12 protein-coding genes are annotated in these 12,562 nt (G+C 40.7%); 7 read left to right on the top strand and 5 right to left on the bottom strand.

All coding sequences use genetic code 11. The features are described 5' to 3' along the window. Positions 1 to 53 precede the first annotated feature (53 nt). From F8S12_RS33465 to F8S12_RS33475, 3 genes are all read left to right on the top strand, one after another. Positions 54 to 875, top strand: coding sequence for a DUF3800 domain-containing protein (locus F8S12_RS33465; protein WP_196520570.1), 822 nt, complete (start codon positions 54 to 56; stop codon positions 873 to 875). A gap of 203 nt (positions 876 to 1,078) precedes the next feature. Then, on the top strand, positions 1,079 to 1,426 hold the full coding sequence (locus tag F8S12_RS33470; protein ID WP_196520571.1) for an STAS-like domain-containing protein: 348 nt from the start codon (positions 1,079 to 1,081) through the stop codon (positions 1,424 to 1,426). After that, a complete protein-coding gene (locus F8S12_RS33475; RefSeq protein WP_196520572.1) occupies positions 1,426 to 2,031 on the top strand; it encodes a hypothetical protein in 606 nt (201 codons plus the stop codon). The genes F8S12_RS33470 and F8S12_RS33475 overlap by 1 nt, the downstream gene beginning before the upstream one ends. A 242-nt stretch (positions 2,032 to 2,273) precedes the next feature. Here the strand turns inward: F8S12_RS33475 and F8S12_RS33480 are convergent, their stop codons facing one another. The 3 genes from F8S12_RS33480 to F8S12_RS33490 all read right to left on the bottom strand — a co-directional run bounded on the left by F8S12_RS33480 (position 2,274) and on the right by F8S12_RS33490 (position 6,224). Beyond that, a complete protein-coding gene (locus F8S12_RS33480; protein ID WP_196520573.1) occupies positions 2,274 to 4,751 on the bottom strand; it encodes a S8 family peptidase in 2,478 nt (825 codons plus the stop codon). Between the two features lie 19 nt (positions 4,752 to 4,770). Further along, positions 4,771 to 5,781: an AAA family ATPase gene (locus tag F8S12_RS33485; RefSeq protein WP_196520574.1), complete on the bottom strand. Its 1,011-nt coding sequence runs from the start codon at positions 5,779 to 5,781 to the stop codon at positions 4,771 to 4,773. A 266-nt stretch (positions 5,782 to 6,047) separates the two neighbouring features. Beyond that, on the bottom strand, positions 6,048 to 6,224 hold the full coding sequence (locus F8S12_RS33490) for a ribbon-helix-helix domain-containing protein (protein WP_196520575.1): 177 nt from the start codon (positions 6,222 to 6,224) through the stop codon (positions 6,048 to 6,050). A gap of 254 nt (positions 6,225 to 6,478) precedes the next feature. Here F8S12_RS33490 and F8S12_RS33495 point away from each other — a divergent pair, with 254 nt between their 5' ends. From F8S12_RS33495 to F8S12_RS33505, 3 genes are all read left to right on the top strand, one after another. Next, a complete protein-coding gene (locus F8S12_RS33495) occupies positions 6,479 to 6,910 on the top strand; it encodes a hypothetical protein (protein ID WP_230968449.1) in 432 nt (143 codons plus the stop codon). Next, positions 6,903 to 7,208, top strand: coding sequence for a helix-turn-helix domain-containing protein (locus F8S12_RS33500; protein WP_196520576.1), 306 nt, complete (start codon positions 6,903 to 6,905; stop codon positions 7,206 to 7,208). The genes F8S12_RS33495 and F8S12_RS33500 overlap by 8 nt, the downstream gene beginning before the upstream one ends. Before the next feature lie 158 nt (positions 7,209 to 7,366). Next, positions 7,367 to 7,564 carry a hypothetical protein gene (locus F8S12_RS33505; RefSeq protein ID WP_196520577.1) on the top strand — a complete coding sequence of 66 codons (198 nt, stop codon included), beginning with the start codon at positions 7,367 to 7,369 and terminating at the stop codon, positions 7,562 to 7,564. Between the two features lie 154 nt (positions 7,565 to 7,718). Here the strand turns inward: F8S12_RS33505 and F8S12_RS33510 are convergent, their stop codons facing one another. Together F8S12_RS33510 and F8S12_RS33520 are read right to left on the bottom strand one after the other, a co-directional pair. Beyond that, a complete protein-coding gene (locus tag F8S12_RS33510) occupies positions 7,719 to 8,225 on the bottom strand; it encodes a TniQ family protein (protein WP_196520578.1) in 507 nt (168 codons plus the stop codon). After that, positions 8,225 to 10,255 (bottom strand): Mu transposase C-terminal domain-containing protein, encoded by a 2,031-nt coding sequence (locus tag F8S12_RS33520; protein WP_230968450.1) that lies wholly within the window; start codon positions 10,253 to 10,255, stop codon positions 8,225 to 8,227. Before F8S12_RS33520 ends, F8S12_RS33510 begins: the two co-directional genes overlap by 1 nt. Positions 10,256 to 10,881: 626 nt before the next feature. On the opposite strand from F8S12_RS33520, the gene F8S12_RS33525 reads away from it, so the two are divergent. After that, a complete protein-coding gene (locus F8S12_RS33525; protein ID WP_196520579.1) occupies positions 10,882 to 12,525 on the top strand; it encodes a type I restriction-modification system subunit M in 1,644 nt (547 codons plus the stop codon). The last annotated feature ends 37 nt before the right edge of the window (positions 12,526 to 12,562 follow it).

Consider the following 12,562-nt stretch of genomic DNA (forward strand, 5'->3'; position numbering starts at 1 on the left):
TGCAAACTTTATCCAACTCTGGTAAATTTATTTAGACCGTAAATGTTTTACGCATGAAACAAGAAGGGGATATTCGTCATTACTTCGTTGACGAAGCTGGAGACTTAACTTTTTTTGACAAAAAAGGACGAATTATAATAGGACAACCAGGGGCATCTAAATTTTTTATGGTAGGTATAGCCCAAATTGGTCAACCAGAAAAAGTAATTTTAGAACTTGCAGAACTCAGAACACAACTTTGCGACGAACTACGTTTTAAAGATATCCCCTCAATGCAACCTTCTGCCAAGAAAACTGCAATTACTTTCCATGCTAAAGACGATCACCATGATGTGAGGCTGGAAGTTTTCAAACTAATGCAGACTTTTGAAGTAAAAATATTTGTGGCTATTAGATGCAAAACAGAGTTAGCCGCAGCGACCAAAAAAACTTACGAAGCTTTGAGCAAAAAAATAAATCAAGATGATATATATGATGATCTAGTGAAACGATTGTTTAAGGATCGGTTACATAAAGCTAGTGCTAATCATATTGTTTTTGCCAGACGCGGAAAAACAGCACGAGAAGAAGCACTGCAACAAGCTATTAATCAAGCAAAAAAGAACTTTGAAACTAAGTGGAAAATCTGCTCAGATAGTCAAACAATTATTAAACCAGCCTATCCATCAGAGTTTGCTGGCTTGCAGGTTGTTGACTATTACCTATGGGCTTTACAGCGATTATATGAACGCCAGGAAGATAAGTATTTTATTCCACTTGCCCAGAAATATAGAATGATTATGGATTTAGATGATCGGCGAAATAAACCTTATGGGGAGTGGTATACCGATTCAAATCCACTTTCGCTAGATAAATTAAAGTGGGTAGTGGGCTAGGTCTAAGCAGACAAGCTACCCAGACACACGGCATGAAGCCGACGTTCGCCCACAAATCTATTTTATCACTTACAATAGAGAGTTTAACTATTTTATTTATTTTTATTGTAAAGCGATATCTATAAACTGGATAAAACGCCACTAAAACCAAGTATCTATATTTAATTCTTACCAAACTCAATTTATAGGGCAGGTTACAATCTATGAAACACCAAATCCTAACCCTAATAGGCAAAAACTGTATTACACCTGGCGATGGTCAGAAGGTGTACGATTTGGTTCATCCAGAATTATTAGCTTTTAATGAAGTTGAGCTAGACTTTGCAGGAGTAGAAATTTTTGCTTCCCCGTTCTTTAACTTTGCTATTGGACAATTACTTCGGGATATTAAGCCAGAAACCCTAAACGGTCTGCTCAAGTTCTCCAATCTAAATACAGTCGGTAAGCAAATACTCAAACTAGTAATCGAAAATTCCAAGCGGTATTACTCCGACCCTGATTTCCGTAGTAGAGTAGACCAAGTTATCAGCGAACAAGCAAATACACAGTAATGCCAGTCAACTACACAGTTCAGGCTGAAGTGGTTGATATCCGGTCTGATGCTCCTAAAAATGATGATATTTTCTTAGTAGATACAAACGCCTGGTATTGGTATACCTATACTAATGCCAGTATTTCATCTCGTCCTTATCAGATTACAGAATATCCTTCCTACATTGCTAAAGCCATTTCTGCTAACTCATTGCTTTTATACTGCGGTCTTTCATTAGCAGAACTAGCACACAACATTGAGCAAACAGAAAGAGAAATATTTTCTTCTATATTAAAATCTAAAGAATACCGTCATAACTTCCCAACCGAGAGAGCAAAAGTTGTAGCCGAGGTTCAAGCCGCTTGGAGTCAGGTGATATCTAGTGCTGTATGCACAGATGTTTTGGTTAGCGAAGAAACCAGCAATGCGGCGCTAACCAGATTTCAAACCCAATTACTTGACGGTTACGACTTGCTGATACTGGAAGCGATGGACAAAGCAGGAGTTACACAAATAATTACCGATGATGGTGATTATGTGACTGTCCCAGGTATTAAAGTTTTTACTGCAAATAGTGGTGCGATCGCAGCAGCGAAAAATCAAGGCAAATTTATGGTTAGGTAAGAAGTGTGAATACCTAAGCTTTCTAAATGGGTTTTTCTGCCATATATGCACCAGTTAAAACTATAAACTACTGTAACTTTATTGGTGAAGCAGGTGCTAGGAAGACAAATTGATGAAGCGATCGCTTGATGCTGTAGAGTTTGCCTTGGAAAGTGCGATCACATTCTTAAAAAAGCAAGTTAAAGTTTAATACCTGCATCTTATAAAGTTGTATTGCAGTTGCTTGTAACGACCATCATCAATTAAACTCTTACTCTTGGTCGCTGGTTAATCTTGATTTTCATACGATTATATAAATCAACTTGAGGATCGGAATGGCTAATGGAAGCAACTAGGGCATAACGTTGCATATCTATTTCATCTCGATTTGCCCATTTACGGTTACAGATCACAACCAGGATCATGTTTCCTTCATCATATTTTGTGGATTGAGGAAAGATTTCTACTTGTCCCCTTTGTATTGTCCCCTTTTTCCGCAGGTTAGAACCCGGCGATAACTTGACTTCAATGCCAGCACCATATTTTTGCTTTAACTTTTCCTTTGTATCTTCTGTAGACTCATTAGGAGAATTTGCCTTACTCACAGCTTCATAAGCATTTCTCACAATTTCGTGGTCGATTCCTTTAAAAAGGTCGAATTCCATTGTGACTCCTAGATATGAGTCCCCGCGAGTTGGGCGAGTTGGCGGGTCAAATGCCAAGCTAATTGACAATATACGAGTGCCTTTTGTTTTAATAAAATCAGGTGGCAACTGGGGAATTTCATAAATATGAAAATAGCCTACTTTTATCAAAATATTGTCTTCTGATAGAACAACATAGTTCTCGGCAGAATACATTGCACGTTGCAAGTCAGGCTGCCCATAGCCATAGATTGCTAATTGCTTTTTAATTTGTTTACTTTGAGACTTATTGCTTTTACATTGAAATTCAGTTGGAATTTCCTTGGGAAGAAGTGCAGAGTTAACAATAAGCGCCCGAATCAAATTAGAACTAGCTTCTGGGTATTTTGTAAAAAGTTGAGCAGCAAGGTTAGCAACATGAGGTGCAGCAAAGCTTGTACCACTACAGATGTGAAATAAAGAACTGTTAAAATCTTTGGATAGGGTTAGAACAGAAACACCAGCTACACTATCTGGCAATACATTGACTTTAGGTAGACCTAGACTTTCTCGATAACTGAGGTCTAACACTAAATCTCCACCAAAGTCTACAACATCAGGCTTAATCATGCCATCTACCCCAAAGCCAGTTCTAGTAAATGGAGAAGGGTATCCTAATAAATTTGCGATCGCCTGACGACGAACATCAGAGGGTTCTGTAATACTACCGCGACCAAATGATAAAGAACCTACGGTCAATGCAATTGCTGAAGTTGCTGGATCAATAATTCGAGCGCTCTTGTTGAGTAAATAATTTGGGTAGTCAGTCCGTAGTTGCTCATCTGACTGTGCCTCTTCATAAAAAGCATTACCAGCTGAAATTACAAATAAAATGTTTTTATGTTGGTATTGATAAGCAATTTCATCTATTTTGGCGGCTAGACGAAACTGCTTCAGACCATCTCGGTAAATTTGATCAGCGTTACCTAGCGAAATATTGATGACTTTGCAATTAGGATACTGTTCAACAAAAGCACGAATGACTTCATCAAATTGAGTTTCTATTAAAAGATCCTCATCATATTTGTTATTCTCGTCTGTTACACGAGCAGAAAATAACCAAGCTATTGGATCAAAGGAACGCTGTTGAATGCAGTTCTCAACATTTCCATAGATGGCAATGCCAGCTACACTTGTACCATGTCCATGTACATCGTCAGGGCCACCTTTTATGAATTCCCGTTTTGCATCTGGAAATACTTCAGCCTCACCCAGTACTGGAGCAATCAACGGATGACCACGCTGTACGCCAGAGTCGATAACAAGAATGCCGCAATTATCTTCAGGTGGGGAAACAACTTCGGGAAAATTGGAAATTGGCAGATTATAGTCAGCAGTTGTTTCAAAAGCAGGTTGGGGAGGGCGATCAATTTCTTTAACAATTTCCTCTAGCAGCAAAAGATTTAAAATTTCGTCAGTAACTTTAATCCGAGCAATACAGAGATAGTCACCTATGTAGCTATCACTCATTCTCATAGGAGTAATATCGCTGGTTAAACTTTCTAAGACATCGGCAATATCATCTAAATACTTTCGCATTTCTTTGCGATCGCCTGTGTGCCAGAGTTCTAAATCTAAAGCGGCAAGTTCACCAGGTTGTACACGCTTTATATCTAACAGATGACCAATGCGATCTTCAGGTTCTAGGGGAACTAGCTCATCGATTGCCCCTAAATATTCATATTTGTGGCCATCTTTGATCTGACTATAATTTTCTAACCGCTTCTTGAATTCTGTTAGCTCATTGTCGGATGAGAAGACAACAATAGCTTTATTGGGTTCACGCGCTAAGACATTTAGTCCTGTTTGAGTTACCAAGTTGTCTGAAAAAGAATATTTTTCAGCAACTTTGATCTTAAAAATTAATTTTGGGTCAAGACGGAAAGGGCTGTTCTTTTGCTGAACAGGCTCAATAAGGCTAGAAATTTGACTTAATAGCTGCTTACCGTGTTCACTAACATCAGTACGTTTTGTACCACCAAAACCACCACTAGATCGTCGAGGTAATTCAATGTTTATTATTCTCGGTAATTTCAGGTGTTCAAACTGACTCCCCATTGTAGTTCGACGTAAATAATTATTTTGAGTTTGCTATTATACTTTGTCTTTCTAAAAAACGTCCGATCGCAACCTCTAAATCATCAGCAGTCAAGGTACGTTCACCCCGTAGAATCACAGCTTTAATTGCATCAGAGCATATACGCTCTATATCTGCTCCAGTAGCATTCTCAAGTCGATCAGCAAAGGTAGACAGATCAATAGCAGTATAACGGATAGCAGATAAGTAGCAACTCAAAAGAGCCGTCCGCAGTTCAACTGATGGGTTATCAAAGAAAATAACTTCATCAAATCGTCGCCAAACTGCACTGTCCAGCAGTTTCTCGTGATTGGTGGCGGCGACAAATATACTTTGATTAGTCGCATTATCGATAAGTTGTAGCAAGCTATTCACTAAGCGTTTGACTTCACCATGTTCATTTAAATTATCGCGATCGCGGGCGATCGCATCAAACTCATCAAACAAAACAAGCCATTCTCCCTTTTCAATGTAAGTAAAAATCTTCTGAAGATTGGTTGCAGTTTCACCTAAGTAAGAAGAGAATACTGCCGTTAGGTTCACATAAACGAGCGGCAGCCCTAGTGCGCTGGAGAGGACTTTTGCAGTTTGAGTTTTGCCACAGCCAGGTGGGCCACAAAATAGCAATTTGTTTTTGGGCTTGAGGTTATAGGCTGCGAGTATGTCTTGCTTACGGTTTTCGAGGACGATTTCTTGCAGCGTATCAAAAATTTTTTCACTCAGGACGATGTGATCCCATGTCAGATCGAATTGTTTTACCTCAAGCAAGGCAAGCCCAGTATCTTTATCTTTAGGAGGTTCAGGAAACTGGTTGCTCTTAGGCAGGTTAGAAGCTAGGGGTTTGGTGTATCCATTGCCATTTTGGAGCAGCTTTTCTAAATCTCTAGCAAGTAGAATGTGGTTTTTATTCTTTTCTTCCTCAATAAGTTCCATAGCCGCAGCCAAAAACTCTTCTCTCTCATTGCGAGAGAAGCTTCTGAAGAGTTTTCTGAGAATTTCGCCACGTGCCATACTTTAGAACCGGGATTGGATACTTTATGTACCCTAATTTATTATAGTATTTTTGTACTATACAAAGTTTGAAGACCCAAAAGACCATCTACCTTAGCACTGAAATATTACACCTGACAGGAATCATTCCTCAAGTTCTCTAACTGAGGCAGCCTTTTCTACTGGATTGCCTAGTTGCTTTTGCTCCATCTTCTTTTTCGCAGAATGTGGGTTCATAGCAAAGACAACTAACTATGTCTGGCGACAAGCCGCTACGCGTCTACGCCTCATTTCCCTTTTTCCTGAGTCAGTGGAATTGTTCCTTCCGCCTGCGCTTGTTTAACTGCCCGTTTCAGAATTAACACTGCCATTTGCGACAAAGAACGCTCCTCTGCATCCGCCAGTTGTTGCAGAGCTTCCTTGTCTTCTTCTTCCATGTAAATACTGACTACAACTTTCCCCATGTGACTATCATCAACTTATCTATGTGTTTCTATATTAAATCAATAGAAGCACATAAATAAAAATAAAATAACATTAAAACTATGTATAATTACTGATAAGTCAAAAGCCAGCGCTCAACTTTTGCAGGGAAGACGCTGACTTTTGGCCCCCTCTATACAGGAGACATATTCCATGTGTAAAGCCTGTTTGCTACAAAACAGATGAACACAGAAGTTATCTACAAGCTTTAGATGACTTCGGAATAACTGAACTATTGGCAAAACTCAGTGATTATGGTGAGCAGCAAGAACAAGAAACTTTAGCGGCAGTGTTGATTTCTCACCTAACCCAGAGCATTGATGCTGAACTGATAGCTAATTATTTGAGTGCAATTGCTAAAAATCACCAATATTTATTTCCAGAGTTCATTAACCAGAAACTTTCTGTTGATTTACCCGACGATTTTCCTGATACAGCCAAAACACCCCGCTTTTTGTACGGCGATAGATTACGCTGGCTTAGTTCTGACACCGACTGGGGAATAGTGATTGGCAGATTTTACAGCTTTGCTCCACATCTTTGCTGCTGGAGTTGGTGCTACCTAATTTCGTTAAGCAAAGACAGCCTCAGTGCCGCTTGGACATCTGCCGATATCGCTTGGGAGGAGGATTTAGAACCACTGGAAGGAGAGCCAGTATATGACTAATCCCCGCCCTCTACAAGAACGGGAGCAAAACCTGATTGACCTTTACAGCCATTGTAAACTAGGAATGACACCCAAGAATTTTTATGCCAAGTGGGATGTCAATCATGAAGCGATCGCTCGAATTTGCTCTCGTTCACTTTCAACTGTCCGGCGTTGGTTTTCCAAGGGTCGCAATTACCACAGTCCCATGCCCAGTGATTTACGCCATCTTGCCCTGATGGACTTCCTGCTAGAACACTTCGAGGAAATTCCCGAAGAATGTCTAAAGATACTCTGTTCTCTCACAGGGCATAAGTAGGAATCAAAAAGTCAACTAATTGCAATATCATTCTGACATTTTTTTACCAGCCACTCTCACAGTAGGGTGGCTTTAGTCTTGGGAATGTTTCAGCAACCTTTGTCGATTATTCAAATCCAATTCACCAGCTAAACCATAAGTATTGTCAGGAGGGTTGTGTGACCTACGTTGAAAAGCTAAATCCTTGGTGTGTAGTCCGCCATTTTCCTAATATGCAACACCACATAGTTGCTCGTTTTCGTCGCCGCAGTGACGCAGAGGCTTATTCACAAGCTCTACACCGACTGATACCAAGTACAACTTTCACAATCATTTTCAATCCAGCAGTCGAGCAACCAAAGCAAATTACCCCATGATTCTGTCGTTCTGGAAGTCAACTTAACTTGTAGCAAATTCTCTTGTTTGTTGAAACATATCATATCCCCCCTTGCTCCTTTTTTTCCATGAAAGCACGGGGGGATGATTTGTAGCTAACATTTGAAAAGTACTACTATGTTTGCACAAACTCCGTCATCGATAAGACTTTTGATACTTTCCCATATCGGCAAAACTCAGAAAACATCGGTGACACCAACCATCCACCCACACTGCTGGAATCTTAAATCTTGCCCCACAGTTTGGACATTCTGACAACAAAATTAATTGGTGGCGATCGCACCCTTGCGTTATCTTCAACTGCCATTCAATCTTGTGACAAGGTGACTCAACATAACAAGCAGCACATAACCGAATCGGCTCAAGCTTCATCCCCACCCCAGCAGGCGGTAACATCTTCGCTAGCCTATCAGCATCAACCTCCACAACCTTAGCCAATGCCTCTAATTGCTGGCGAGACGGTGGGGGATTAAACCGAAATTTTTCCCATCGGGCGATCGCACCTCCCAACCCTGCTGCTTTACCTAACCCAGTAGGCGTTAAATCATTTGCCCGTCGAAAGCGTCCTAAAAAGTGACTCAGACTTTCTCCATTTAAAGGTTCTATTTGAAACAGCCAAGGTTGAATCTTTGGAACTTCCATTATTTGTACTCTGCTGCTACTTCCTTCAAAGTTGCCAAATCCACCTTTTGTAATCCTTTCTTCAATGCTCGGATTGCTGCTTCTCTGAGAATCATATCCAGCAAACCAATATAACCTCCCGTCGCTTCGCCTAAAGTTTTTAGCATAGTCTTACTGGAAAGATTGGAAGCAACTGGCAACTGTAAAACTTTTTTTTCCCAAATTTCAACAGTTCGCTTAAATTCTTCCCCTGAGAATTTACCAAATCGATGGCAAGCCCGAAAGCGATTGTAAACCTGTTCATCACGCTTAATCACTGCATCCAGGCGATCTGTTCCTACTAAGACCACAGATATTTCTAATTCTTCACCAATGTCTCGTACATCTTTAAATGTATTTGGCTTCAAGCGGTCGGCCGGTTCTGGTAAACTTTCGATGGATGCTAGTTCAATTTGTATTTCTTTTTCGGGTTTAACTGGCAATATTTTTTTAGCTTTTTGGAATTCTGTGTTCTCTTGTTTTCGTCGTTCTTGTTTAGTGAGCTTTTCTTTGACAAAAGTATCGCGATCGCGCACCTCTGCCAAAAATGAACTATTACTAATAGTCTTACCCACTTGCCTGAGCTTACGGCTCATAGCTTTAGCCTCATCCAAAGACAATTGCTCAGTTTCTAAATCTTGAGCATATGCTCTAGCTAGAAACTCTTCTTTCTGGTCTTTTTGGCGATATACCAAGATACTTGTTATGTCTCTGGGGTCATATCGTAGTACAACACTTTCGCCTGCATAACCTGCTAAGTTTTCTCCTCGATAAGTTAAATTTTCAAATTGTAAATATCCACCTCTGTAAATTGAGCGTCGCGTTTGCTTCATCAAACATATACGTAACTCTTCCTCAGAAATTAGTTTAGGAGCAGCAATTAGCCCTGCTTCCCATCGTTGATAACGAGTTTGATCGCCCAGACGAGCATCAATACTTTGGTTATATTTGTCTACGATGTAACGTACTAAAAGGCGTTCTAACTCTCTTAACGTAAGACAAGCCTCCTTCTCGGCTTGCTCTGGGCGTTCCTGTACATTTGAACCTGTATAACCTGGCAAACTTGAAAAGAAGTCGGTGTTAAAGGTACCAAAAGGACGTTCAACAATGCCCCCTTCACTGGGTCGGTCACGCAAATCACAAGAAAAATCCAGTTGTACCCCAATTTGCTTCAAATGTTTAGAGTTAAAATCTGAGCCACCATCTGTGTAAAAGTATTTTAGCTGACCATATGTTCCCCACTCTTCATGAAGTTCGTATTCTGGGCCGTACTGCTTCGGTAAAATTGCGTGACGTAGTGCCAATGCTACGACTTGAGAATTCCATGTAGCAAAACCTAAGTTTATTCCCATGATGCAGCGTGAGTAAGTATCTAAAACTGTTGTCAGCCAAGGACGACCCAGCAGTTCACCATGCTGATCTACAAGCAATATGTCTGCAAGAGTATGGTCACACTGCCAGACATGGTTACTGTATTCAACTTCTATGTATTGTCCATCACGGGTTTTGACTGATATTTGAGATCCACGCCAACCACGATTCCTTATATTCGCTTTTTGTTCTTGCTGCTCAATTATTGGTTGCAGGACTCGATATACAGTCCTATAACTTGGATACTTCTGTTCCCCTAATTCTGCTGCTTTTGCTTTTACTCTGATAGCAACTTGTTGGGGAGTAATTCGCCTACTACCTTTATTGCCTTCTTTATATGTATTGATAATGAACTTTTGCCACTCAGCATCAATACGGTGTTTACCTTTATCAGCCCGTTTTGTGGTCTGGAGTGCAGCTAAACCCTCTTCCTCCCACTTTTTCACTAGCCGTCGTACTGTCCGTACTGACTTACCTAGTTTAGCTGCTACTTCCCTTTGCCTTTGCCCGTAGGTAATGCGATCGCACGGTTCTAGTAGTTGCTGAATCATATCCAGCAAATGCCTATCATCTGCTGAGAGTTCCGTCACAATCTCATCCTTTTCTGCCTCTTGATCGCTATTAGTATGATCGTCCAGCATTTTTACATAATTGTTTAATACAAACGTAGTTGTATTGTACTATTTAAGGGACATTTATTTTGTCAATTTTTATAAAAATGTAGGCTCACAGCATTTTTGAAGAAAGGACAGATATTTTGTCAAAATTTCAAAAGAGGACAGGTATTTTGGCAATAAGCCTCTAGTAGCCCATTTTCAGCCTAAAATATTAAAACCCTTACTTGATAAGGGTTTTAAGCTAAATATGTTTGAGGGCATTAATTTGTCAAGTGGTCATTTAATTTGGCAATCGACATTATGTAAATTAACCATTTGGCAGCAGTTAAATCCCGAACTCTGGAAATTCGTGTTTTTAGCTGTTTTTTAATTAGATATAGCAATCCGATTTGATTTTTGAACTTATCTGGGTAGGCAGGCAAGAGGCAAGAGGCAAGAGGCAACGGGAAAGAATGCTCTTTGATCTGTACGGAGTTTTTTCAGAAATCAAATCATAGTCCTATATGATTTATCAACAATTAGCCGAGAAACTGGGAAAATAGGGATTCTCTTTCATAAGATAGAAGCGATGTCTTCTCTACGAGAGGCTTTGCCAACGACGAGCTTTCCTACGGAACGCTCCGCGAACGCTAACGCAGGAGTTAAATAAAGTGCCGCGTGGAATAAGGAAAAACAGCAAAAAGCCAGCAGAGGAAAACGGTTCTGGAGATTTACCACTTCTAGAGTTAGCGAACCAAGCTGATGAGCGTTTGGACATTCCCGCAATGGAACAATGGCTGTGGGATGCTGCTTGTAAGATACGCGGTTCGACGGATGCACCAAAATACAAGGATTTTATTCTGCCGCTAATTTTCTACAAACGGCTGTCTGATGTGTTTGATGATGAGTATGAAAAATGCGCCGAAAAATTTGGGGGTGGAGACTTAGCCCGTGCTTTCATTGAAGCAGATCACAAAGATGCAATTAAAAATAACCGTCAGCCGATTGTGCGTTACTATGTCCCCCACGAATACCGTTGGGATGCGATTCGCTTTCATCCAAAAGATGGCTTAGGAGAATTTATCACAACGGCGATGCGGGAGGTGGCAAATCGCAATCCTGGGTTATCGGGAACGCTGACGCTGAAGGATTATAACGAGAAGCAAAGCAATCAGCGCGTTTTGGATGATGACCGTTTAAAGGACTTGATTGAAGTCATTAGTCGGCATCGATTGGGGTTGAAGAATACCAATGCAGATGTCTTGGGGGAAGCCTATGAGTATCTGCTGCGGAAGTTTGCCGAAGGACAGGGGCAAAGTGCGGGGGAGTTTCTGACACCATCAGAGGTGGGTTGGTTGATTGCGGAAATTATTGACCCTGAACCTTACACGAAGATTTATGATCCCACTTGTGGATCGGGAAGGTTATTAACTAAGCCGCGTCTGGTGTTCAACCGCAAGCATCCAGGGGAGGAGAGTAAAGCACCTCGGTTATTTGGGCAAGAGTTGAACTGGACAACTTTTGCGATCGCTAAAATGAATATGTTTTTGCAGGATTTTACTGATACTCAAATTGAGATTGGCGATACATTCAGGCAACCTAAATTTACGGTTGACAAGAAGGTGATGCGCTTTGATTATGTGGTTGCTAATCCGATGTGGAATCAGGACAACTACGGCGCAGATGCTTATGAAGAAGATTATTTTGAACGATTTCAGGACGGAATTGCATCCAAATCTTCAGCAGATTGGGGATGGGTGCAGCATATTTGGGCATCGTTGAAAGATAACGGACGGGCGGCGGTTGTTTTGGATACAGGTGCAGTGTCGCGCGGTTCGGGGAGTCAGAACAAAAATCAAGAAAGAGACATTCGCAAGGTATTTGTGGAAAGGGACAGAGTTGAAGGGGTGATTTTACTACCTGAAAATTTGTTTTATAACACGACTGCGCCAGGGGTGATAATTTTGTTAAATCGTCTGAAACCTCTGAACCGTAAGGGCGAGTTTTTGCTGATTAATGCTGCTGATTATTTTGTGAAGGGCGATCCGAAGAATATTTTCACAAAGGAAGGCATTAATGCGGTTGCTGAGGTTTATCGCAATTGGGAAACGCGAGAGAAACTGAGTAAAGTTGTTAAGTTAGAAGAATTGAGAGAAGCGGATTATAATCTTAGTCCGTCGCAGTTTGTGGATGTTAGCGATAAAGTTGTGCATCGTTCTATTGAAGATATTTTGACAGATTTGGCGATCGCAAGACAAGAGAGGGAATGGGCAGATAAAGATTTAGCTGAGGTGTTAGCAAAGTTGAATTTATAGCATTTGCTATTTCGGCGTACTCATTTGCTATTTCGGC

The sequence above is a fragment of the Nostoc sp. WHI genome, from assembly GCF_015714725.1.
In the GTDB taxonomy this organism is placed as follows: Bacteria; Cyanobacteriota; Cyanobacteriia; order Cyanobacteriales; family Nostocaceae; genus Nostoc.